A 24836-nucleotide genomic window follows, 5' to 3' on the forward strand; every position below is an offset into this window, starting at 1 on the left:
TTTAATCTTAAATTTGCTATAGCTTCACAGTTACAGCATATAACGTCTACAGAAGAAACGATATACAATTTCAATAAAATCAACCAAAAATACACAATTTGGCGTATTCTTTTGAGTATATAAAATATATCTATTTCATAGAAAAAAATTCAAATCTTTGACCATCACTCCCCAAATACGCTATGAGTAATCACTTGTTTGAAAACATCATATAAAAAAGCCAGATCGAAATCTGGCTTTATAAAGAGAACGCTTAATTGTGTCAATTAATCATCTTTATGGGCAGCATAGGCATACGAGTAGTTATAACCGCCGCCGCCAGGTGTCGCACGTACGTCATTGAGAATAATACCGTTGACCTTAGTTCCCGCTTGCTCAAATTTAGCAATCGACAGCTCAAGTTCTTTGATATGGGTCTTGGCATAACGAGCAACAAGTAAATTTACACCAGAGTACTGCGCAAGAATAATACCATCGGTTACCGCCAGTATTGGCGGAGTATCCATAATGATATGATCATATTGTGTAGAGAGTTTTTCAAGCAAGTCTTGAAATTGTTGGCAGCTTAACATCTCAGATGGGTTACTTGGGCTTTTACCGCGTGCCAAATAGTCTAAATTTGCAATACCCGTATCATAAATCGCATTTTCAATTGTGATGTCACCATTCATTACTTCAGTCAGACCAGGGCTAACGTCACGATCAAAATATTTATGCAAGTAACCACGACGTAAATCAACATCAATCAGTAAAACGCGTTTATTGCTCTGTGCAAATATCGTGGCTAAGTTAATCGAAATAAAAGATTTACCCACTTCAGGTGCTGGGCCTGAAATGGCAATCACATTATTCTTTGCATTGGCTAAGGCAAAATGAATCGCTGTACGAATACTTCTTAAGCTTTCTACGGCCACATCTTCACTGTTTTTCATTGCAAGAATAGGAATTTTTTTCTTCTTCTTGATATTGCTCATGCGACTTTCTTGAATAGGCGAACGAGGTACTGTGGCATACACAGGTAGTCCAAATTCATTTTCAATTTGAGTTGAATCTTTAATACCGGATTGCAATAAATTACGAAGCAAAGCAATCAGTACGCCAATAAAACCACCGACAAAAATAGACAGAATCAGCACAATCAGTGAGCGAGGTTTAACCGGTTTAACGGGTTCAATGGCATGATCAATGACACGCACATTACCAATTTCACCTGCTTTGGCAATTTTAAGCTGTTGATAACTATTCAATAAAGCCGTATACAGCTCAGTATTGACTTTTACATCACGATACAACTGCAAATATAGACGCTGGGTTTCTGGCAAACGCTTAATTGTTTGCGTCATCTCAGCAGTTTTTTTGTTAATCTCAGCAAGCTGAGCATTGATCGCGGAAAGTAAGGGATGATCATTGGTGTATTTAGAGGACAATTCAGCTTGTTGCTGTTGTAACTCAATCTTAATTTTTGCAAGCTCAACATTTTGCTTGAGCATCAGCTCCGCTTCTTGTGTCACATCAATCGTATTATATTTTTCTCGGAACTGATTGAACTTAATTTCAGATGCTTCGAGCTGCTGTTTAAGTTCAGGCAACTGTTTATCTAAGAAACTTAAGGTCTGTTTCGATTCTAAACTTTTTCGTTCTACGTTTTGAGTTTGGTAGACGGTGAGAATGTTATTTAAAACATTAGTGATATGTTCTTGATCTGTACCATTGTAACTTAAACCAATCACGCCAGATTGTTTGCCACGCTCAGCCACGCCATATTGTGAGCGGACCAAATTCACCGCCGAAGGCATAGAGAGTTTTCTAAGCGTAAAACTTTGCTTAAATGGGGTTTTGTTGTAGAGCTCAACTTTCCACTGGCCATATTTATCTTGAGCTGAGTTGGGTTTATTCAGTGTGCCTTTAAATACTTCTTGATCTTTATAGCTTAAGCTAAATTGCTGTTGATCCTTAAACTGTAACTCAAGCGGTTTGTCTACATAATACGTCGGAACGTCTAGTGTCTTAACCACAAATTCAGATGATTTATTCTTAAAAATGACCACATTATTATTATAGCTCACTTCACGCTGACTCTTTTCTAAGACGCGATTGAATAATGTATCTTCATTGTCTTGAATACGAATATCCAGACGCAAATCTTCAATGACTGTACCTAAAATCATACGAGAGTTTAAAATTTCAATTTCTGCATCTGCAGGAGATTTTCCACCAACTCCCGGAACGGCTTTGCTTAAGTCGCCCAGTAGTGCTGCCGCACCGGCACCTTTACTTTCCTCAACTTGTACTAAAGCGTCGGTTGAGTAGACAGGGGTAGTGACACGTAAATACAGCAAAGCGCAAATTAAGCTTAAAATCACACACAGTGCAATCACTTTCCACTGTGCAATTAGTGAAAAAAACAACTCTTTTAAGTCAATGGTGTCGTCATTCATGTTTGAATTTTGGTTCATAAAAAACTACTAAATAAATTTAAATATGTGATTGCCAATCCGCAACATAAGACTGAATGTTACGACACGTTTCTTCAAAAAAAGCTTGATCATGTTTGTAAGGGTCGGGCACATTTTGTCCTTGCCAGTGACCCAGTCGAAACACTTTACCTTTGGCAAAAGGCCATTTTTGTTCGATATGTTTTTGTTGATTGCTGCTCATCACCAAAACCAGATCAGCTTTTTTGATCAACTCTGCACTAATTTGTTTGGCTATATGAGAACGCATATCAATATCCAGCGTATCCATACAGGCAATTGCCTTGTCATCAGCAGTGTGCCCCACCATCGCAGATAGCCCCGCTGAATCAATAGTGAGTTTAGGGTGCTGCTTTTTAACCAAGTATTCAGCCATGGGGCTGCGACAAATATTACCGACACAGACGACTAAAATGTTTTCAATCTGCATATTACTTACCTAGCTGATCAAAAGAGTACAATGCGCTTGAGAACGGCACAATTTGGTTGACTACACGTTGCCAGCGTGTCAGGCCAGTCGCATCAATATACACGATGTCATTTTTTTGCATTTCAAACTGATTGGCCAAGCCTAAGTTACCAAAACTACTTAAGTTTAAGTGGTAAACCGTCGACTGTTTAGTTTTGAGGTCAGTACGCATCACATAAATTTTGGCAGCACTCGCTGAGTAAGGATTAATGCCTTCGCTTTCACCAAGTACATCACTTAAGGTCATGCCTTGATCACGTAGTGCAATCGCCTGACTCTTACTTGATTCACCCATGACATAAAGCTTTTGATTTTGTTTGGTGTTTACAAATAGGGTGTCATTCGGTTGAATCAGTAAGTTATGCAAAGAAAAACCTTGTTTTTCCAATTGCACTGCGTTGAGGTCGTAAGTTTGACCCTGACGAATCAGTTGAATATTGGTGTTATCACCCGTTTCAGTATTGATACCTCCCGCTTGACCGAGTGCCGTATAAATACTAATCGGTTGATCATTCAAAGTGTACTGTCCACTTTTCATCACTTGACCATTGACGAAGTAACGGCGTCCTTCATAAGACAGTACCCGAACCACAACATCGGGGTGTTTTAAATAACGCGCAAACTGACTACGTAAAAAGCGATTCGTCTCTGCCAACGTTTTGCCTGCAATACGCACTTGACCAATCAATGGGAGCTGGACATTACCGCTCGAATCAATCGGATAACCTGAAGCTTTAATATTAGATATATCCTGAATAGGCGGGGTAATTTCAGGATAGGCCCAAAGTTGGATCGAGAGTACATCACCTGCGCTTAGGGTATAAGCGCGTTGATTACCATTAAATAGATGTGAAATCGCAGACGAATGTGAGTTTTGCGCATGATTAAAAGCAGAAGCATTCACATTTTGTTGATTCAGTTGAACCACCGACAAACTTGATCCTTGCTCAGTGGTGTACGCACCTTGTTCTGGCAAATCGTAGGTTTGCAGACCCGAAGTGATCGCACACCCTGAAAATAAAAAAGAAATTGCTAGAAAAAGTGATGTGCTTTTGTAATTCACATTCAAAACCCTTAATTTGTAATATATTGTTGCTTGGAGTGTTTCTATATGCAGCAAATTCTATTCTAAATTTAAGTTCTTGCATATTGTTTAATGTTAAGTGATGAAATGATGTGTTTAGAGCATTTGACCGTATGTTCAATATCATAAGGATTCGGTATAATTATGCGAAATCGATATGAAAAATGCGTATTGATTAAATTTTATAATGAATGTGATATGACTCACTACAGAAATACATTTTAAATAACATTTTTGATCAATAGCATTCGTGCTTTTAATTCAAACATGTAAAAAAGGGTTTATAGGTAAAAATGAAAATATTAGTGACAGGTGGTGCGGGCTTTATCGGTTCTGCCGTGGTTCGACATATTATTAAAAATACAGAAAATGAAGTTATTAATATCGATAAACTCACCTATGCAGGCAATTTAGAGTCTCTGGCAGAGATTGACCAAAATGAGCGCTACCACTTCGCTCAAGTGGATATTTGTGATGCTGCTGCTTTAACTCAAATTTTTGCTACTTTTGCACCTGATTTGGTCATGCACCTTGCTGCTGAGTCTCATGTAGATCGGTCTATTGATGGTCCTTCTGAGTTTATTCAGACCAATATTGTTGGGACTTATACACTTCTTGAAGTGTCACGTCAGTATTGGCAAAATCTGGATGAAACAAAACAACAAAAATTCCGCTTTCATCATATTTCAACAGATGAGGTCTATGGTGATTTAGAAGGCACCACGGACTTGTTTACTGAAACCACGTCTTACGCGCCAAGCTCACCTTATTCAGCGAGTAAAGCCAGTTCAGATCATTTGGTTCGGGCGTGGCATAGAACCTATGGCTTACCGGTGATTGTGACCAATTGTTCAAACAATTATGGCCCTTATCATTTTCCAGAGAAGTTGATCCCATTGGTCATCTTAAATGCACTTGAGGCTAAGCCACTTCCTATTTATGGAAAGGGCGATCAAATCCGCGATTGGCTTTATGTTGAAGATCATGCCAGAGCGCTATATAAAGTGGTGACTGAAGGTGTGGTAGGTGAGACTTATAACATTGGTGGACACAATGAAAAGCAAAATATAGATGTGGTGAAAACCATTTGTTCTATTTTGGATGAATTACGCCCTCAAGCGAATAACACACCTTATGCCTCTTTAATCACTTTTGTAAAAGACCGTCCAGGGCACGATTTACGCTATGCCATTGATGCGTCGAAAATGGCTAACGAGCTGGACTGGAAACCTGAAGAAAGCTTTGAAACTGGTATTCGCAAAACAGTTGAATGGTATTTGAATAATACCCAATGGGTGGACCATGTAAAAAGTGGTGAATATCAAAACTGGTTGACGAAGCAATACTAGGATTGATCATGAAAATACTATTATTGGGTAAGCGCGGCCAAGTTGGCTGGGAGCTTCAACGTGCTTTACAGCCTTTAGGTGAGATCATCGCTTTAGATCGTAGTGTAAATGATACGGGTTTATCTGGCGATATAGGTGATTTTTTAGCGATCTCTAAAGTAATGGATGGCATCAAGCCAAATATTGTGGTCAATGCGACGGCCTATACGGCAGTGGATAAGGCAGAGTCTGAGGTCGATCAAGCCAATCATATTAATCACATAGCAGTAAAAAACTTAGCTGAATTATGCAAGCAACATAACGCTTTGTTGATCCATTACTCTACTGATTATGTCTTTAATGGTGAGGGTGTAGAGGGTTGGAGTGAAGATGATCATGCCGCTCCAATAAACGTGTATGGTCAGACGAAACGAGATGGTGAAATTGCCTTAGAGCAAAGCCAAGTTGATTTTATTAATTTTCGCACTTCGTGGGTGTATGGAGCGCAAGGCAATAATTTCATCAAAACCATGCTTAAATTGGGTCAAATTAAAGATGAACTCAATATTATTCATGATCAAGTCGGGGCACCTACAGGTGCTGCTTTAATTGCAGATGTAACGGCGCAAGTCATCCGTTTATATAGTTTAACTAATGATGAAGAAAAAATAGGATTAATCGGACATTATCATCTTGCCTCAGCGGGTACATGTTCCTGGTTTGAGTATGCGCAATATATCTTTAAGACAGCCAGAATTTTGGGTCAAGACCTCAAGGTGAATCTGGTTAACCCAATTAATACAGTGGAATATCCGACACCAGCTAAACGACCATTAAATTCACGATTAAATACGCAGAAATTACAACAAACATTCAAAATACATTTGCCACATTGGAAACAGGGTGTAGAGCAAGTGTTACAGGAAATCATCAAATGACTCAAAAAAATAGAAAAGGTATTATATTGGCAGGCGGGTCAGGTACACGTTTGTACCCGATTACCATGGGAACATCAAAGCAATTGTTACCTATTTATGACAAGCCGATGATTTACTATCCTTTGTCTGTGCTGATGTTAGCAGGGATAAAGGAAATTTTAATTATTTCAACTCCAGAAGACTTACCTAATTTTGAAAAAATATTAGGTACAGGCGAAGAAATAGGCTTAAAGCTCTCTTATAAAGTTCAACCTTCACCGGATGGATTGGCGCAAGCCTTTATTTTGGGTGAAGAGTTTATTGGTCAAGACAATGTCTGTTTGGTTTTAGGCGATAACATATTCTATGGTCAGAGTTTTGGTAAACAGCTAAAACGTGCTGCAGAGCAAGAAAAAGGTGCTACAGTTTTTGGATATTATGTGAATGATCCTGAGCGCTTTGGTGTAGTAGATTTTGATGAGACAGGTAAGGCACTCAGTATAGAAGAAAAACCGGAACAGCCTAAGTCTAATTATGCTGTAACAGGTTTGTATTTTTATGACAATAGCGTGGTTGAGATTGCCAAAAGTATTCAGCCTTCACACCGTGGTGAGCTTGAAATCACAGATGTGAATAATGTGTATTTGCAGCAGCAACAACTAAGTGTTGAACTGCTTGGACGTGGTTTTGCTTGGCTTGATACTGGAACACATGACTCTTTACTTGAGGCAAGTCAATTTGTTCAAACAGTAGAGCATCGCCAAGGCTTAAAAATTGCTTGCCTTGAGGAAATTGCATTTAACAATGGTTGGATTAATGATCAGCAGCTATTAGAACGTGCCAATTTCTTTAAAAAAACAGGGTACGGTCAATATTTGTTGAAATTGCATAAAGAGCATCAACCCAAAATTTAAGCTTAACGTCAATGAATATGGCAATTTAAGTGGTTTTAATTCAACCTGATCTAAAATCACTTAAATAAATCACATACGTGTTTAAATGCAAAATGAGTGAATTGAATGAATATTATTGAAACGAAAATTAAAGGCTTACTGATTTTAGAACCACGGGTATTTGGGGATGATCGTGGTTGGTTTATGGAAAGCTTTAATCAGCAAAATTTTGAAAAAGCATTGACTGAGCGTGGTTTAGATATTCCATATTTTGTTCAAGATAATCATTCATGTTCGCAAAAAGGGACACTGCGTGGTCTACATTTTCAAAAAGCACCTCATGCACAAGGTAAACTGGTTCGAGTAGTACAGGGTAGAGCGTGGGATGTTGCAGTTGACATTCGACCACACTCTGAGACATATGGGGAGTGGGTAGGTGTAGAGCTCACAGGTGAAAATAATAAGCAGTTCTGGATTCCAGACGGTTTTGCGCACGGGTTCGTCGCTTTAGAAGATAATACACATTTTTTATATAAAACAACGAATTATTATAACAAGGAAAGTGAAGGTGCGATTCTTTGGAATGATCCTGATTTAGCGATTGAATGGCCAGTAAGTCTTGAGCAAATCCAACTCTCTGATAAAGATAAAGTAGCAGCAAGTTTTAAAAGCTTGAAATAATTGTTTTACATAAATAATATCTTTAATCCCTGTTGTTGAATAATTATGAATATAGCTGAAAAAAAAAGGTTCCTTGGAAATTTTATTTCTTTGGCGACCTTGCAGGGGTTAAATTATATTTTACCTTTACTAACCTTACCTTATTTGGTAAGAGTTTTAGGAGCTGAAAAATTTGGATTGATCGCTTTTGCAACAGCTGTAGTTGGTTACTTCATTGTACTTACAGATTATGGGTTCAATTTTTCAGCAACACGTGAAGTTGCAAATCATAAGGATGATAAAAATAAATTAGTTGAAATCTTTAGTAGCGTTATGACTATTAAAATATTACTATTGTTGGTTTCTTTTATTATTCTACTGTTTTTAATTCTATGTTTTGAAAAGATCGGAAATGATGCCCAACTTTATATTTTAACCTTTGGTACAGTAGTTGGTCAGGTTTTATTCCCTGTGTGGTTTTTTCAGGGCGTAGAACGTATGAAATATATTACGATTATTAATATTATTTCTAAAACAATTTTCACTGTTGCTATATTTTTACTGGTTAAACATACTTCTGATTATTTGCTGGTACCTCTTTTAACCTCAATCGGAATTATCATTGCTTCCTTGATTTCTCTATACATTGTATTTTTTAGTTTCAATGTTAAATTCAAATTTCAAAAAGTAGCGACTATAAAAATGTATTTAAAAGGTGGCTCGCATCTTTTTTATACATCTGCTTTAAGTAATCTTTTGACATCATCAGGTGTTATTGTATTGTCATTAGTGACTAACAATACTGTGGTAGGATATTTCTCAGCGATTGAAAAGTTATTTAGGGCTGTAGTAGGGCTTTTCTCACCTTTAACTCAAGCCTTATATCCTATTAGTTGTAATAAAGTGCAAGATCCAATTGCTGGTAAAATTTATATACGTAAACTTTTATATTTTATAGGTAGTGCAGCATTAGTAGTAGCGATAGGCTTTGCAATATTTTCTGAATATGTAGTCAATTTCATGTATGGAAGTGACTTCAGTGCATATAGTTATATTTTGGCTATTATGATGATCTGGTTATTTTTTGGTGTGATTAATAATATTATAGGTATTCAATATTTATCAGCAAGTAAGAATGATAAATATTATATGTATTCCTTTTTTATAGCAGGCATCATTACTGTTCTGCTTAATATTGTATTAGTCCCGTATTTCTTAATTAATGGCATTCTTTTTTCAATGATTTTTGGCGAGATTTTGCTAACAATTTTTATGATTTATTTTATTTCAAGGTTTAAAATATGAAGAAAATATTAATTGTTTTTGGTACGCGACCAGAAGCTATTAAAATGGCACCTTTAGTTAAGGAATTTCAAAAAAATAACAACTTTGAAACTAGAGTTTGCGTGACAGCACAACATAGACAAATGCTGGATCAAGTCTTAGAGATTTTTGAGATTGTTCCAGAATATGATCTAAATATTATGAAAGCTGGACAGGATTTGTATGATATTACGGCAAATGTCTTGGTCGGTGTACGAGATGTTTTAGCAGATTTTAAACCCGATGTTGTATTTGTTCATGGCGATACATCAACAACATTCTCTGCTAGTCTTGCTGCATATTATGCAAAGGTAAAAGTCGGGCATATTGAAGCTGGATTAAGAACCTACGATATTTACTCGCCGTGGCCGGAAGAAGGTAATCGTCAGTTAACGGGTGTATTGGCAAATTATCATTTTGCACCAACAGCTCAGAGCCAAGAAAATTTGTTAAAAGAAGGTAAAAACCAGAGCGACATTTTTGTGACAGGAAATACTGTCATTGATGCGCTGATGTATGTTTTACAAAGAATTGACAATCAAACTGATCTTAAACAAAAAATAAAAAATAAGATCAGTACTCAATATCCATTGGATCACGAGAGAAAGGTTGTCTTAGTGACTGGACACAGACGTGAAAACTTTGGACAAGGTTTTATCAATATTTGCGAAGGTCTAAAGCAGATCGCACTGAATAATCCTGATATAGATATCGTCTATCCAGTTCATTTAAATCCCAATGTACAGAAACCTGTCAATCAAATTCTCTCTAATATCGAAAATATATATTTGATTGACCCTCTGCAGTATGAAGAATTTATTTACTTAATGAGTCAAGCACATTTCATTATTACTGACAGTGGTGGTATTCAAGAGGAAGCTCCTTCACTTGGTAAACCTGTACTTGTCATGCGTGATACCACTGAAAGACCTGAAGCCGTTGCTGCGGGTACTGTAAAGCTAGTAGGCTGTGATCAAGAGACTCTAGTGCGAGAAGCAGAAAAGTTACTTCATAATAAGGGTGATTATGAAATTATGTCACGTGCTCATAATCCATATGGTGATGGTAAGGCATGTGAGCGTATAGTTCAGTTAATGCAGGATCTATAATGAAAGTCGCATACTGTATTCGAAAAAACTGGAAGGTTGCACATGGCGGCGATGTTGTTCAAATGCTTAATACAAAAGCTGAAATTGAAAAAGCTTATGATGTTAACATTAAAATTATTGATAACATTAATGAACTAAAGGTTTTTAAACCCGATATCGTACATATTTTTAATATGCAAACTATTGAAGAAAGTAGTGAATATCTCAAAGAAGCAAAAAGTTTAGGAGCAAAAACAGTCCTTTCAACTATTTACTGGGATATGAGTCATGCGAGATTTATTGTTAATTTTGCTAAACTTGGCTTTTTCTGTACAGGTGAAAATTATAAAACATTATATCATCTATACAAAAATACAGAATCCGTTGTAGCTTCTATGTTTGGCAAACCAACCTCAGCGACAAAAAAATATAAAGATGAGGTACGAGGTTTTTTGCAAGAATTTGATTGGCATTTACCTAATTCTGAAGAAGAAATGCAAATAGTCAATCATGTATTTAATACAAACTATAAAAATTATTCTGTTATTCCTAATAGTGTAGATTTTAATAAATTTCCTTTCTTCTCAAATACACAGAGAAAAGGTTTTATATCAGCTGCCAGAATTGAACCTATAAAGAATCAATTACAAATAGTAGATATATGTAAGGAGTCTGGATTCGACTTAACGCTGGTTGGAGGCGTCACTCCAAACAATATGAACTACCTAGATGCAGTAAAGAAAAAATCCTCGGGGGTAACTAATATTCAGTTAATTGCTCAAAATGTTGATCAAAGTGAACTCGGTGCTTTGTTTAATAAACATAAAGTTCATATATTGGCATCATTTAGAGAATCTCCAGGTCTTAGTTCTCTTGAAGCATTAGGAAGTGGCATGAATGTAGTCGTCTGTGAAAGTAATTATTGTCCAACCGACACATATTTTAATAAATTAATAAATAAACATGTGTTTGTTTGTGATCCTTATAGTAAGAAATCAATTAAGAGTGCGATGGAGCAAGCTTTGCTACTAAGTACTCCTAAAGAGAATTTAATAAAAGAATTTAGTTGGATTAACACTGCAAAAAAAACATACGAATCATATCTAAAGATGAAGGTATAGTATGATTTTATTAAAAATAAATATTAAGTTTTTAACTGAAACTATCCAATTTTTTAAATATAGTTATTGAAGTCAAGGTGTATTAATGTGTATAAAAGCGATTATAGTAACATTTAATCCAACTGATAATATTTTCAATTTAGTTAATTCTTTAAAAAAACAAAATGTTTACTCAATAGTAGTAGATAATGGAAGTGAGAATTTTGACTTTAGAGATATTGAGAATGATCATGATACTACGTTGATTAAATTACATGAGAATTATGGTATAGCTAAAGCTCAAAATGAAGGTGTAAAAAAAGCTGTTGAAATGTCAGCTGAATTTCTATTTTTTTTCGATCAAGATAGTATAATCGATGATTCTTTTGTTGATGATATGATTCACGATTACGAAATTTTGATTTCAAAATATGATAATGTAGGCGCCTTGGGACCTAGATTTGTTGATCAAAGACAAGGTTTTTATTATAAAGCTATTACGATATCTGAAAATGGGAAAAGAATTAAACTGGATGTTGAAAAGTTGGAAAATCCAATTCATTCTAAGCTTTTGATATCATCAGGGAGTCTAGTAAGTCAAAAAGTCTTCTTAAATACTGGTTTTATGAGGGAGGATTACTTTATTGATTATGTGGACACTGAATGGTGCATAAGGGCAGAGTCTAAAGGATACAAAAATTTTATTTCTTCTAAAGGAAAGATGGTACATTCAATTGGAGATAACATAAAAAATTTTGGCTTTTTGACTATCCCTATACACTCTCCCTTTAGACGCTATCATATTATAAGGAATAATTTTTACATGTTTAAAGAAAGCTATATACCAAAAAAATTTGTAACTCATCAATTAATTGTTAACTGTATACATCAATTTTTTTTAATTTTAACAATGGGTAAAATGAGTAAACAATATTTTATTGTTTTTTTGAAAGCTATAAAAGATGGCGTGAAATATCTTTTAAGATAAGTTTTATAAACGGATTATTGGTTTGAGTTGAATTAATGGAAATATTGTATTTAAAACTATTGTTTATAGATATTATAGGTGGAGGTTCGGGGCGTCTATTAGAAATTACAAATGGTATAACTTTTAGATACATTATGTTTTTTTTGGGGCTATTGATTTTATTTTATAAATTTTGCTTTTCAAAAATAATTATTAAAAAAGAAGAAATGATTGTCCTTTTACTAGGTACTTTTTTTATTCCCTTGGGATTTGTTGGTATGGGATTAAATGATTTATCCATAGCTATGAATGATATTAAGCCTTTTTTGTTTTTTTTATTAAGTTTTATGATCTTAAGTCAGAGTGAAGAAAATTCAAAATTAATAATTGAAAAATTTCTAACCTATTTATTAATCGTGCCTATCTTAATGGGCATTATTCAAATTATCTTGATATTATTGATTAAGTATAATTTTTTATCTTTTTATGCTTTTTATGCTTTGGGTGAGAGTACATCGAATGAAATTATGTTCAGAGGTGAGGATGGTTTGTTTTTTTATAAAGGGTTTTTCTTTTTGGGCGTTGGGTGTATCTATGCTTTTATTAAGAAAAAATACTTTATAGCATTATTTTTATTTGTATGTATTTACCTGACACAAACAAGAGGCTTACTCCTTGCTTCAATTTTTTCTATATTGTTATACGTAGTTGTTACAAGTAGAAAGCATGTAGCATTTACTTTTTTCTTAGTATCACCTTTTGTTTTCTATATACTATATTTAATTACATTGAAAATTCTTTTTTTACGAGAGGATGTCGGTGATTCAAATGTAGTAAGATTTAAAGATTTAGAATTTTTATTAAATATTGATAATATTTTTCATACTCTTTTGGGACATGGATGGGGTGCAGAGATAAGAGATAGAGCTAAATTAGAAAATGTATTTATGGAAATTTTTTATAAATCAGGGCTCTTAGGGTTACTCAGCTCTTTGGTAATAGTAGTTTATATTTTTTTACATAAGAATAATAAGTATAATCCTTTTTTATATTTTACAACATTTGCATTTTTATTTTCACAGACTAATCCGTTTATTTTTACGCCTATGGGTATTATACTTCTTGTTGTATCTATGTTGAGTTGTAGGTATCTTTTTGATGTGAATACTAATATTGTTAAATAAATAATTATTTTATTTTTGGATGAAAAGATATGATTTCAGTTTGTCTTGCTACTTATAATGGTGAAAAATACATTGTTGAGCAAATAAATTCTATTTTATTGCAATTGTCAAATAATGATGAAATAATTATTTCCGATGATAATTCAACTGATAATACATTGAGTTTAATTAGATCGATTGGTGATCATAGAATTAAAATTTTCATCAATGACTTAGGTCAAGGTTATACTCATAATTTTGAAAATGCGATAAAAAAAAGTTCTGGAGAGTTTATCTTTCTTTGTGATCAAGATGATGTTTGGATGGAGAATAAAGTATCTACTATGATGTCTGCATTACAAAGATCAGATCTTGTGGTTTCAGATGCATTAATTTGCGATGAGTTATTAAATACTACATTAGGTTCTCATTTTGAATTGCACTCAACTAGATCTGGATTTTTACACAATTTTATTATGACTCGATATATTGGTGCTTGCATGGCATTCAAAAGAGAAATTTTAACTAAAGTACTCCCATTTCCTCTTAATTCAAAATTATGCGCTCATGACTATTGGATCGCGAATGTGGGTGAACTTTATTACAGAGTAGAACTGGTTGATACGCCTTTAATTAAATATAGACGCCATGGTCTCAATGCTTCAAATGGTGGCGATAAAAGTAAGAACAGTCTTTCACATAAAATAAAGGTTAGAATTTATACTCTTATTCATTTGCTTAAAAGGATTTAGTGTGAGTTATTTAAAACAATATGGTTTTTTTGGAAGTTTTAATTTAGTAATAAACCTAATCAAAACAAAAATACTTTATTCTAATGCACGTTTAATACGTTTTCCTATCGATATAAGAAATAAAAAGTATATAGATTTTGGGGGAAATCTTACAACAGGTATCGGTTGTAGAATTGAGACTTTTCCTCAGATGCTTACTCCATTGAAATTATTAAAATTTGGGGAAAATGTTCAATTAAATGACTATGTACATATAACAGCCGCCTATTCTATTGAAATTGGCAACAATGTACTTATGGCGAGTAAAATATATATTTCTGATTGTACTCATGGTAGCTATATTGGAAATGATGATGATAGTGATCCGATGACCTTACCTATAGATCGCCCTTTATCTGTTAAAGCTGTAAAAATAGAAGATAATGTGTGGTTGGGAGAGTTTGTTTCGGTACTGCCAGGAGTGACGATTGGTAAAGGAACAATTGTTGGGGCAAATTCGGTGGTTTCTAAAAGCCTTCCCCCTTATGTAATTGCTGTTGGTTCACCGGCCAAACCAATTAAGTTTTATAATTTCGAAAGTAAAAGATGGGAAAAATATGTCAATTAAAAATGTATTAATTACAGGTGGTGCTGGGTTTATCGGTTCAAATTTGGCTTTAAAGCTTATCGAAAAAGGCTATATAGTTACAGTATTAGATAATCTATCTCCCCAAATTCATGGCGAAAACCCAACCGAGACATCTCCACTATATTTAAGTATTAAAGATAAAGTAAAATTTATTCATGGTACTGTGACAAATAAAGCGGATTGGGAAGATGCATTAAAAGGACAAGATGCTATTGTTCACTATGCTGCTGAAACCGGTACTGGTCAGTCGATGTACGAAGTCGAAAAATATGTAGACGTGAATATTAACGGTACTGCGTTAATGTTAAACCTTTTGGTTAACGGCTCATACAATGTAAAAAAAGTGATTGTTGCATCATCTCGCTCGATCTACGGTGAAGGAAAATACATCAGCAAAGAGTTAGGTGCTGTATATCCTACGCAACGTGATTCAATCCATATGGATCAAGGTGATTTTGAAGTCAAATATCCAAATTCTTCAGCATTGACCTTGGTAGGTACAGATGAAGACTCTAAAATACACCCTTCATCTGTATACGGTATTACTAAACAAAACCAAGAACAAATGGTCTTGATTGTGTGTCCAACAGTTGGAATTGCAGGGGTCGCATTTAGATACCAAAATGTCTATGGTCCAGGGCAATCATTAAAAAATCCGTATACAGGAATTTTATCCATCTTCTCAACTCAAATTAAAAATGGAAATAATATCAATATATTTGAAGATGGTCTTGAGAGTCGTGACTTTGTTTATATTGATGATGTTGTAGATGCGACAATTCTAGGTTTAGAGAAAGAAGAAGCCAATAATCAAGTGTTTAATGTCGGTACTGGTGTTGCAACGAATGTACTCACTGTGGCAAACGAACTTGTAAAAAACTACGGTGTTGACGTTTCAATAAATGTTTCTGGTAATTATCGTTTAGGTGATATTCGTCATAATTACGCAGATTTAACCAAGATTAATAAATTACTTGGTTTTAGTCCAAAGGTATCTTTCGAACAAGGTTTAGAAAATTTCGCCAATTGGGTTAATACTCAAGAAATTCAAGAAGATAAATACCAAAAATCAATTGATGAAATGAAGAAAAAAGGTCTGTATAAATAATATGAGTAAACTAGAGCATCTAAACGGCAAAAAAATCCTATTCTTTTGTGTGCAGTCTTTTAACTTAGAAAAAGATATTGTTAATCAATTGCAGAAACACGGTGCTCTAGTTACCTATTATGACGAACGTCCTGCAAATAATAACTTTACAAAGGGAATTATTCGTTTAAATCGAAATTTTTTAAAATCTCAGATAGTAAAATATTACAAGAGAATTCTGAAAAATCTAAAGGATCAACAATTTGATTACTTATTTGTAAATCGAGGTGAGGTAGTACCAGAATTCTTCTTAAAAGAATTTATGCAAACTCAAGATAGTTGTAAAAATATTTTTTATACTTGGGATAGCTTTCAAAATAATGGGCATTGTTTATCTATACTTAAATATTTTGATAAAAAAATGACTTTTGATCATGAAGATGCTGAAAAATATGACTTGGAACATAGACCTTTGTATTTTACAGATAAATATAGAAAGATTTATGATAGTAACCAAAAGAAAGTTTATAATTTACTTTTTTTAGGAACAGCTCATTCGGATCGATATTTGATTAGTACACAAATTTCAGATTGGTGTAATGCACAGAATCTTACAAGCTATTGTTATTACTATATGCAAGGACGTCTAGTTTATTTCTTTAAAAAGTATTTTGATAAAAGTTTTCAAATGTTTGACTATAGTAAGCTAAGTTTTAATAGCTTGAATTTGGATCAAATAGTTGATTTTTATGATAAAAGTGAAGTTATTCTTGACATTAGCCATCCTTATCAATCTGGATTAACTATGCGTACTTTTGAAGCTATTGGTGCGGGAAAAAAGCTTATCACTACAAATGTAAACATAAAAAAATACCCTTTTTACAATGAAAATAATATTTTTTTGATAGATAGACATAATATTCAATTAGATATAAATTTCTTTAAAAATAAATACTTACCTTTAAGTTTTGAGCTTTATGAAAGCTATTCAATTGACGGTTGGCTTTATGATATTTTTAAATAGTTAAGATTATTTGTTAATTATTTGCAATAAATACCAAATAAAAGTATTTAAAGGTATGGTTACATTATATCCTGTATAAAAATTGAATAATCAATGAATTATTTCTTTATACGTGTTGATGCTATAATTTTTATGTTAAGAGCGTTATAAAACTAAGGGCTTGCTATGAAAAGATTTTTTGATGTGCTTATTTCAGGTCTTGCACTTTTGCTCCTTTCACCAATTTTCTTATTGGTTGCACTTAAAGTTCGCCAAAACCTAGGTTCTCCGATCTTTTTTTTACAAGAAAGACCGGGGCAGAACGGCAAAATATTTAAAATGATCAAATTTAGGTCAATGAAAGATGCTGTCGACAAAAATGGTCATCCTTTACCTGATGAAGAGCGAATCACACCCTTTGGTCATAAATTGCGTTCAACCACTCTTGATGAAATGCCTCAACTCATCAATGTTTTAAAAGGCGATATGAGTATTGTTGGACCAAGACCCCAACTGTGCGAGTTTATGGAGCACTACACACCACATCAAATGCGTCGACATGAAGTTAGACCGGGTATGACTGGACTTGCCCAAGTGAGTGGTCGTAACAACTTATCGTGGGAAGAAAAATTTGCGCTTGATGTTGAGTATGTCGACTCAAGAACCGTCTTGCTTGACTTTAAAATTATGTTTAAAACGGTTCAGGTTTTGCTGAATAAAGAGGGAATTAATGCTCCAGATCAAGCAGTGGGTGCAACACGATTTTCAACTCGTGATAATATAAAAAATATAGATCCAAAGTCCTCTTCAAATTCTTAAATTCTGTAATACAGTAGTCATATTATGATCAAAAAAGCAATTCTCCCTGTTGCAGGCCTAGGTACACGTTTTTTACCTGCGAGTAAATCCATTCCTAAAGAAATGGTGACTGTGGTGGACCGTCCCGCTATCGAATATGTGGTGAAAGAAGCGGTTGCCGCCGGGATCGAGCAAATTATATTGGTCACTCATTCTTCTAAAGGTGCAATTGAAAATTATTTTGATCATAATTCCGAATTGGACAGTGTACTTAGAAATAAAAAGAGTTTCGATTTATTGGATGAAATTAATAATATTATTCCAAGTCATATTTCTGTAATTAGTGTTCGTCAGCCTCAGCCTTTGGGACTTGGGCATGCGGTGCTTTGTGCAAAAGATATTATTGGTAATGACGCCTTTGCGGTGTTATTGCCTGATGTATTGGTGAAAGATCACAGTGATCAAAATGATCTCAGTTTAATGATCAATCGATTTAATCAAGTACAGGCCGCACAAATTATGGTAGAGGCTGTGCTAGACCATTTGGTGGATCAATATGGAATTGTGGATGTTGCAAAGATGCCAGATGAAGGTCAAAGTATATTGATGCAAGGCATTGTGGAAAAGCCGAGTGTGGGCACTGCACCGTCTAATTTATCGGTGGTGGGTCGTTATATTTTACCTGCAAAAATCATGCAGCTTCTTGAGCAAACTCCACGTGGAGCGGGCAATGAAATTCAGCTTACAGATGCTATTGCCATGCTACAAAAAACCGAGCAGGTTGAAGCCTACCGTATGAAAGGTCAGACTTTTGACTGCGGTAGCAAAATTGGCTACCTCAAAGCAGTATTACATTATGGTTTGGCACATCCAAAATTAGGGGCTGAATTTAAAGCGATGATTCAAGCGCTGGATGTGTAATTGCTTTATATAAGAAATAAATTTGGTGACATATGAAAATTAATATTTTCGGTTCAACCCTTCAAGCGGCAGTGTTTGCTGGTTTGTTTGCAGAATCAGGACACCATGTGGAATGGTGTCTTTATCCCTCAAACTGTGATGAGACACAAACACCAGAATATCAAGATCATCACGTCAATCAGTTGATTGAAAAACAGCAAAAAACGGGTTTTTTAAAGCGCGTGACCCAGCAGCAGTGTGATTTCAAACATGATGTTTTGTTACTGAGTTATGCAAATACTGAGTATGCACTTGCTGAACATGTTATTCAACGTCTTGCTCAGCACGATTCATCTCAGCAAAAGCTGATCATTAATGGTTCGACTTTTGGCCTGCATGAAACAGAAAAATTATCTCATTTATGTCCACAACATTTATGGGCATATTTGCCGGATAATATTCAAGAAGGCAATGCTTTAAACAGTGTACTTCAAATGCAGAAAATCATTGTAGGGGTGTCGAATGACCCAACTGCCAAAATGATTACTGAACTGTTGAGACCTTTATTCCCTGCGAAACAGCAGTATCTTTTTATGCCGATACTGGATGCCGAATTTACCAAACTGAGTATTTCGGGGATGTTGGCCACTCGCATCAGTTATATGAATGATCTTGCTAATGTGTCTGAAAAACTGGGCATTGATATCCAGAATGTTCAACACGGTCTCGCAGCTGATAATCGGATTGGTGGCTCGTATCTGTCGCCGGGTGCAGGGTTTGGAGGGGAGAATTTCTCACATGATATTTTAACCCTATCCAATACCGTCTCTGCCACAGGTGTCAAAAGTAGACTATTAGATCAAGTGTGGTCGATCAATGAACAACAAAAAGAAATTTTGTTTAGAAAACTGTGGAATCAGTTTCAAGGTGATTTAAAAGGTCGAAAAGTGGCGATTTGGGGTGCTTCATTTAAAGAAAACACCAATAGTATTCAAAATTCATCTATTCATCCCTTATTGAAGGCACTTTGGGCGCAAGGGGTGGTGGTGTATTTACATGACCCTGAGGCACTGGGTGCAATTGAGAATATGTACGGTCAGCGTGAAGACTTGGTTTTATGTCACGATCAGTACCAAGCCACTCAAAATGCGGATGCACTGTGTTTATTGACTGCTTGGAAGCAATATTGGAGTCCTGATTTTGCGTATCTAGCACAGCATATGGCACATGCTTTAATTTTAGATGGTCGTAATATTTATGATCCTGACTATGTGAAAGCACAAGGCTTTAGCTACCAAGGAGTGGGTCGCGCATGAATGTAACGATGAATACACAAGGCTTAGATGATCAGGCATTGCTTGAGGATCTAACGCAACAGGCGAACCAAAAAAAACAGCAACATTTAACCGGTTTATTTGCTGAAAATCCTCAGCGCTTTGAACAGCATTCTATCCAGTTTGATCAACTGACCTTTGATTATAGTAAGCATCGAATTGATCAAGACATTATGCAAAACTTATACGATTTTGCAGATCAAAAGAAGTTGAATGAATGGACTGCTCGGTTATTTTCAAGCGAAGCGATTAACTATACCGAACATCGTGCAGCCATGCATTGGGCTTTACGCTTACCCAAGCATGATGCAAAGCACCCTAAACTGAGTAAACAGGTGCATGAGCAACTTGATCGAATGTATCAATTGGTTGAGCAGATTCATGCCGGGCAATATCGCGGCTGTACAGGTGAAGTCATCCAAGATGTGGTGAACATTGGCGTGGGGGGCTCAGATTTGGGCCCACTGATGGTCACTCATGCTTTATCCGACTTTAAAGTGGCGACTGCTAAGCCATTGAATGTACATTTTGTTTCAACGATGGATGGTAGTCAGCTCTCTGAGTTGTTACATCAACTCAGGCCAGAAACCACGCTTTTTATTATCTCTTCCAAGTCATTTGGTACGGTTGATACGCTGTCCAATGCGCAAACCGTGCGTCAGTGGCTCGACAAATCTTTAGGAAATAATGCTTGCGCGGTAAAACATCATTTTATTGGGGTGTCGACTAAACCTGAGAAAATGACCGAATGGGGTATTGCACCGCAAAATCAATTCCTACTTTGGGATTGGGTCGGGGGGCGTTATTCGCTTTGGTCGTGTATTGGCTTACCCATTGCACTCAGTATTGGTGTAGACGGTTTTAAGCAGTTATTGGCAGGTGCCTACGCAGTGGATCAGCATGTTCAACATGCACCACTGTCTGAAAATATCCCTGCTTTAATGGCTTTACTTGGAATATGGAACAATAACTTCCTCGATATTCAAACCCATGCCGTACTGCCGTATGATGGTCGCCTAAAATATTTTGCTTCATACCTGCAACAACTTGAGATGGAATCGAATGGTAAGTCGATTCAGCGCAGTGGTCAAAAAGTCGAAATGGACACTTGTCCCATTGTTTGGGGTGAAGTGGGTCCAAATGCGCAGCACGCGTTTTATCAACTGTTACATCAAGGTACGCATTCCGTCAGCTGTGATTTTATTGCCCCAGTACAACGTTATAATGCCAATCAATTTACCTATGCCGAAAATGCAGAGGCTTTGATTGAGCAGCACCATTTGGCGCTGTCGAACTGTTTAGCTCAGTCACGACTGCTGGCCTTCGGTAATCAAGCTTTGGATCAAAAAGAGCTGAATGATTTACCAGAATATAAACAATATGAAGGCAATCAGCCGAGTACGACTTTGTTATTAGATGAGTTAAATCCCTACAGTCTAGGAATGTTAATTTCGTTATATGAACATAAAGTGTTTGTACAATCAGTCATGTGGAATATCAATCCCTTTGATCAATGGGGGGTTGAAAAAGGTAAAGAAATCGCCAATCAAATTTTACCTGTTTTAAATGGCACGCAAGCGGATGTGTCGCAATTGGATGCTTCGACGCAAGGTCTCATTAAAATTTTATTAAAAAAATGATTTAAAGGGCTTTGTTTCTTTTTCATTGTTGTTTAATACATTTTAGAAATAAACCTACAAAACTTACACTTGGATATTTTCTCGTCGTTCAGGCGATGTTGCAACTTCATTTGCCAATAACGCGCGCGCTATTGCAGAGTTAGGTTGGACGCCAAAATTTGGCTTGGAAGGTATGCTGGCCGACAGTTGGCACTGGCAAAAGCAAAATCCAAATGGTTATAAGTGATTATTCGCTTAATGGTTAACTGATCAAATAAAAAAGGAGCAATCAATGCTCCTTTTTTATGCTTAAATTTTCTTATGCTTGAATCAATGCTGTTAATTCATCGACATAATCTTGCATAGGTTTAGGATTGTGATCTAAACGACTTTCAATATTTAAGCGCAGTAAAGGTTCGGTATTGGATGCACGAACGTTGAAACGCCATGTACCAAAATCTAAACTTACCCCATCAGTCTCATCAATCTTCGGATGTTGATCTGCATAATGATCAAACAGTTTTTGAATGGTGGCTTTTGTGTCAGTCACTTTAAAGTTGATTTCCCCACTGCATGGGAATTTGGTAATCATGCCTTCGACCAAACTTGAAAGCGTCTGTTTGGTTTCAGAGAGCACCACCATCGCCAATAACCACGGAATCATACCACTATCACAATAAGCAAAATCACGGAAATAGTGATGTGCACTCATTTCGCCGCCATAAGCTGCATTGTGCTCACGCATTACATCTTTAATAAAAGCATGACCCGATTTAGACTGAACCGTTTCACCGCCAAATTGCGCGACAATATCTAAAGTATTCCAAACCAGTCGTGGATCATGAACGATTTTCTCGCCCTTTTGTTTAAGCAAGAATGCCTGTGCAAGTAAACCGACGATATAATAGCCTTCAATAAATTGACCTTTCTGATCGAATAAGAAACAACGGTCGAAGTCACCATCCCAAGCAATGCCCATATCGGCTTGATGCTGAATCACCGCTTGGCGTGTACTCTCGCGATTTTCAATCAGAATTGGATTGGGAATACCATTGGGGAAACTGCCATCGGCTTCATGATGAATTTTGACAAATTCTACAGGAATGTTGAGCTGTTTAAATTTCGCTTCAATCGCATCAATCACGTGGCCTGCTGCACCGTTGCCTGCATTCATGACCAATTTCATTGGGCGAATTTTGGCAGGGTCAATATAGCCCATGAGGTGATCGACGAATTCAGCTAAAATGTTATAGCTTGAGGTCTGTCCTTTTTTGCTAACATCTTCAAATTGTTCAGATTCAGCCAACGCCTGAATTTCTTTTAAGCCGGTGTCTGCACTAATCGGGCGGGCATTCTCACGCACCAATTTCATGCCGTTATAGTCCATCGGATTATGACTGGCGGTGATTTCAATACCCCCTTGCACATCTAAATGAAATGCGCCGAAATAGACTTCTTCCGTTCCCGTCATCCCCAAATCAAGTACATCTACACCCGCATCATTGAGTCCGCGAATGGTGGCCTGTTTTAAACCTTCACTGCTCAGGCGGATGTCACAGCCAATCACCACTTTTTGCGGTTGATAAATTTGTCCATATGCACGACCAACTTTGTATGCGATATCTTGGTTGAGTTCTGTGCCCAATTTACCGCGAATGTCATACGCTTTAAAACATGTCAATTTATTCATAATTTAATGATTCTAATCGCTAAAGTGAGTGGAATAACCCAATTATATAATACTCAGAACAGAATACGTATTGAGCGTATCAATTTAAAACCACAATGCTACAGGACGTTTTTATAGAAGTAGTAAATCGAGCTTAATTTTAGTTTTTTTCAGTGATGTTTGCTGTCTTCTAAAAGCGATTTAAACTGTTATTTTTAATAATTTTTAAAATCAATAAGTTGTTTGGTTTATTAAATGTATTCAAGTGGTGTGAGAGGTGTTGCATCAGGGCGTTGAGAAGTAGAGTATTAAAAGCAATTCTGACACATAAAAAAGCCCTTATCTTTCGATAAGGGCTTTTTGAATTTGGAGCGGAAAAAGAGACTCGAACTCTCGACCCCAACCTTGGCAAGGTTATGCTCTACCAACTGAGCTATTTCCGCAATTGAGCAGTTTTTTGAAAACTTTCACTAAAAAATTTGGAGCGGGAAAAGAGACTCGAACTCTCGACCCCAACCTTGGCAAGGTTATGCTCTACCAACTGAGCTATTCCCGCATGCCGTGTATAATACAGCATGCAAAAATACGGTCAACACCTTTATGTAAAAAAAATATTGATTGAATAAAATAAAAGCATTTCCTGTTGAAAACATCATCACATCAGCCAATTCACATGAAAATCAGGTCTTAAAGGGCTTATTCGCTTGAATGAGCCACATAAAATTTGCATGAGAACAGAGTATACTGCCCAATATAGGTATCGAGTCATCTGGAGTTACTGGTGAGTTTAGAACAACAATTGATTGAGCGTTTACAAACTTTGACGCCAATTTATCTTGAAGTAGTCAATGAGTCTGCCGGTCATGGCGGTTATTTTCCCGGTAAAGAGTCCCATTTTAAAGTCAGCATCGTGAGCGATACCTTTAATGGTTTGCGTTTGGTGCAAAGACATCAAAAAATATACGCAGCGGCGGGCGATTTACTCAGTCCAGGTAAAATCCATGCGCTGGCCATTCATGCTTATGTTGCCACTGAATGGACAGGCACTGCACCTGCAAGCCCTGACTGTGCTCATGCACCAAAATCTTAAGAGAGCATTATGGATACGCATTTACTGATTAAAATTATTCATATGTCGAGTGTGTCACTGGCCATCGTGGTATTGCTGCTGCGTGCTACCACTTTGTTTGTGGGCGTGCAAAACAATCAACCTAATCCACAAAGACGTAAACTCTATGTCGGTTTACAGCACTTTTCCTTCAGCTTGGTGGCGGTCACTGGATTAATTCTGTTGAGTATGAACAATTTCCAAGTTCAGCCTTGGTTCTATGCCAAAGTGGTTTTATTTCTAGTGATTTTATCTTCAGTCATCAAAACCTATAAACAAGATGACAGCATTGCAATGACCCAGCGTAGAGCGGGTTTATTGGTCACCACTGTGGCCTTTATTGCACTGATTGGTCTGATTATGATCAAGCCGAATTTTGGCTAATGATTTGATATTATTGGATCTAGCCAGACGATGAGCCTAAATGCTAAATCAATGAAAGATCAATATTTGCAAATATTTGCAAGTCTTA

The 24836-nt window shown here is 36.0% G+C and carries 23 protein-coding genes, 2 tRNA genes and 1 pseudogene; 20 read left to right on the forward strand and 6 right to left on the reverse strand.

Annotated features, from left to right (window positions below):
• Window positions 1-266: 266 nt before the first annotated feature.
• The 3 genes from AMD27_RS00350 to AMD27_RS00360 are packed head-to-tail and all read right to left on the reverse strand — an operon-like array spanning window position 267 to window position 4006.
• A complete protein-coding gene (locus AMD27_RS00350) occupies window positions 267-2456 on the reverse strand; it encodes a polysaccharide biosynthesis tyrosine autokinase (RefSeq protein ID WP_067654808.1) in 2190 nt (729 codons plus the stop codon).
• A gap of 19 nt (window positions 2457-2475) precedes the next feature.
• Entirely contained in the window at window positions 2476-2904 is a 429-nt protein-coding gene (locus AMD27_RS00355) for a low molecular weight protein-tyrosine-phosphatase (RefSeq protein WP_067654811.1), read from the reverse strand.
• A 1-nt stretch (window position 2905) separates the two neighbouring features.
• Window positions 2906-4006 (reverse strand): polysaccharide biosynthesis/export family protein, encoded by a 1101-nt coding sequence (locus tag AMD27_RS00360; protein ID WP_067654814.1) that lies wholly within the window; start codon window positions 4004-4006, stop codon window positions 2906-2908.
• A 314-nt stretch (window positions 4007-4320) separates the two neighbouring features.
• On the opposite strand from AMD27_RS00360, the gene rfbB reads away from it, so the two are divergent.
• The 18 genes and pseudogenes from rfbB to AMD27_RS17915 form a co-directional block, all read left to right on the forward strand.
• Window positions 4321-5376 carry a dTDP-glucose 4,6-dehydratase gene (gene rfbB, locus AMD27_RS00365; protein WP_067654817.1) on the forward strand — a complete coding sequence of 352 codons (1056 nt, stop codon included), beginning with the start codon at window positions 4321-4323 and terminating at the stop codon, window positions 5374-5376.
• Window positions 5377-5384: 8 nt separating this feature from the next.
• Window positions 5385-6293, forward strand: a complete 909-nt coding sequence (rfbD, locus tag AMD27_RS00370) for a dTDP-4-dehydrorhamnose reductase (RefSeq protein ID WP_067654820.1) — start codon at window positions 5385-5387, stop codon at window positions 6291-6293.
• Complete coding sequence (rfbA, locus tag AMD27_RS00375) at window positions 6290-7186, forward strand: glucose-1-phosphate thymidylyltransferase RfbA (RefSeq protein ID WP_067654823.1); 897 nt, start codon at window positions 6290-6292, stop codon at window positions 7184-7186. Before rfbD ends, rfbA begins: the two co-directional genes overlap by 4 nt.
• A gap of 105 nt (window positions 7187-7291) precedes the next feature.
• Window positions 7292-7846: a dTDP-4-dehydrorhamnose 3,5-epimerase gene (gene rfbC / locus AMD27_RS00380; protein ID WP_067654826.1), complete on the forward strand. Its 555-nt coding sequence runs from the start codon at window positions 7292-7294 to the stop codon at window positions 7844-7846.
• A 45-nt stretch (window positions 7847-7891) separates the two neighbouring features.
• Window positions 7892-9130 (forward strand): flippase, encoded by a 1239-nt coding sequence (locus AMD27_RS00385; protein WP_067654829.1) that lies wholly within the window; start codon window positions 7892-7894, stop codon window positions 9128-9130.
• Window positions 9127-10257: a non-hydrolyzing UDP-N-acetylglucosamine 2-epimerase gene (gene wecB, locus AMD27_RS00390; RefSeq protein ID WP_067654832.1), complete on the forward strand. Its 1131-nt coding sequence runs from the start codon at window positions 9127-9129 to the stop codon at window positions 10255-10257. Before AMD27_RS00385 ends, wecB begins: the two co-directional genes overlap by 4 nt.
• Window positions 10257-11357, forward strand: a complete 1101-nt coding sequence (locus AMD27_RS00395) for a glycosyltransferase (protein WP_067654835.1) — start codon at window positions 10257-10259, stop codon at window positions 11355-11357. Before wecB ends, AMD27_RS00395 begins: the two co-directional genes overlap by 1 nt.
• Before the next feature lie 85 nt (window positions 11358-11442).
• Window positions 11443-12324, forward strand: coding sequence for a glycosyltransferase family 2 protein (locus AMD27_RS00400; RefSeq protein WP_067654838.1), 882 nt, complete (start codon window positions 11443-11445; stop codon window positions 12322-12324).
• A gap of 35 nt (window positions 12325-12359) precedes the next feature.
• Window positions 12360-13487 (forward strand): hypothetical protein, encoded by a 1128-nt coding sequence (locus AMD27_RS00405; protein ID WP_067654841.1) that lies wholly within the window; start codon window positions 12360-12362, stop codon window positions 13485-13487.
• 29 nt (window positions 13488-13516) lie between these two features.
• Window positions 13517-14218 carry a glycosyltransferase family 2 protein gene (locus AMD27_RS00410; protein WP_067654844.1) on the forward strand — a complete coding sequence of 234 codons (702 nt, stop codon included), beginning with the start codon at window positions 13517-13519 and terminating at the stop codon, window positions 14216-14218.
• A gap of 1 nt (window position 14219) precedes the next feature.
• A complete protein-coding gene (locus tag AMD27_RS00415) occupies window positions 14220-14825 on the forward strand; it encodes a DapH/DapD/GlmU-related protein (RefSeq protein WP_067654847.1) in 606 nt (201 codons plus the stop codon).
• Window positions 14815-15954, forward strand: coding sequence for an NAD-dependent epimerase/dehydratase family protein (locus AMD27_RS00420; RefSeq protein ID WP_067654850.1), 1140 nt, complete (start codon window positions 14815-14817; stop codon window positions 15952-15954). The genes AMD27_RS00415 and AMD27_RS00420 overlap by 11 nt, the downstream gene beginning before the upstream one ends.
• Window position 15955: 1 nt before the next feature.
• A complete protein-coding gene (locus AMD27_RS00425; RefSeq protein WP_067654853.1) occupies window positions 15956-16957 on the forward strand; it encodes a lipopolysaccharide biosynthesis protein in 1002 nt (333 codons plus the stop codon).
• Between the two features lie 165 nt (window positions 16958-17122).
• A complete protein-coding gene (locus AMD27_RS00430) occupies window positions 17123-17755 on the forward strand; it encodes a sugar transferase (protein WP_067654856.1) in 633 nt (210 codons plus the stop codon).
• Window positions 17756-17779: 24 nt separating this feature from the next.
• A complete protein-coding gene (galU, locus tag AMD27_RS00435) occupies window positions 17780-18655 on the forward strand; it encodes a UTP--glucose-1-phosphate uridylyltransferase GalU (protein ID WP_067654859.1) in 876 nt (291 codons plus the stop codon).
• Window positions 18656-18687: 32 nt separating this feature from the next.
• Entirely contained in the window at window positions 18688-19950 is a 1263-nt protein-coding gene (locus tag AMD27_RS00440; protein WP_067654862.1) for a nucleotide sugar dehydrogenase, read from the forward strand.
• Window positions 19947-21608, forward strand: coding sequence for a glucose-6-phosphate isomerase (pgi, locus tag AMD27_RS00445; RefSeq protein WP_171254763.1), 1662 nt, complete (start codon window positions 19947-19949; stop codon window positions 21606-21608). Before AMD27_RS00440 ends, pgi begins: the two co-directional genes overlap by 4 nt.
• Window positions 21609-21690: 82 nt before the next feature.
• Window positions 21691-21834 (forward strand): annotated as a pseudogene (locus AMD27_RS17915) (UDP-glucose 4-epimerase); the annotation flags it as partial.
• A 72-nt stretch (window positions 21835-21906) separates the two neighbouring features.
• Here AMD27_RS17915 and AMD27_RS00450 read toward each other — a convergent pair.
• From AMD27_RS00450 to AMD27_RS00460, 3 genes are all read right to left on the reverse strand, one after another.
• Complete coding sequence (locus AMD27_RS00450; RefSeq protein ID WP_067654865.1) at window positions 21907-23277, reverse strand: phosphomannomutase/phosphoglucomutase; 1371 nt, start codon at window positions 23275-23277, stop codon at window positions 21907-21909.
• Between the two features lie 346 nt (window positions 23278-23623).
• Window positions 23624-23699: transfer RNA gene (locus AMD27_RS00455), tRNA-Gly, on the reverse strand.
• A 37-nt stretch (window positions 23700-23736) separates the two neighbouring features.
• Window positions 23737-23812: transfer RNA gene (locus AMD27_RS00460), tRNA-Gly, on the reverse strand.
• A gap of 225 nt (window positions 23813-24037) precedes the next feature.
• Between AMD27_RS00460 and AMD27_RS00465 the strand changes: the two genes are divergently transcribed.
• Window positions 24038-24346, forward strand: a complete 309-nt coding sequence (locus AMD27_RS00465; protein ID WP_067654869.1) for a BolA family protein — start codon at window positions 24038-24040, stop codon at window positions 24344-24346.
• Between the two features lie 9 nt (window positions 24347-24355).
• Window positions 24356-24748 carry a SirB2 family protein gene (locus AMD27_RS00470; RefSeq protein ID WP_067654872.1) on the forward strand — a complete coding sequence of 131 codons (393 nt, stop codon included), beginning with the start codon at window positions 24356-24358 and terminating at the stop codon, window positions 24746-24748.
• The last annotated feature ends 88 nt before the right edge of the window (window positions 24749-24836 follow it).

The sequence above is a fragment of the Acinetobacter sp. TGL-Y2 genome, from assembly GCF_001612555.1.
Lineage (GTDB): Bacteria > Pseudomonadota > Gammaproteobacteria > Pseudomonadales > Moraxellaceae > Acinetobacter.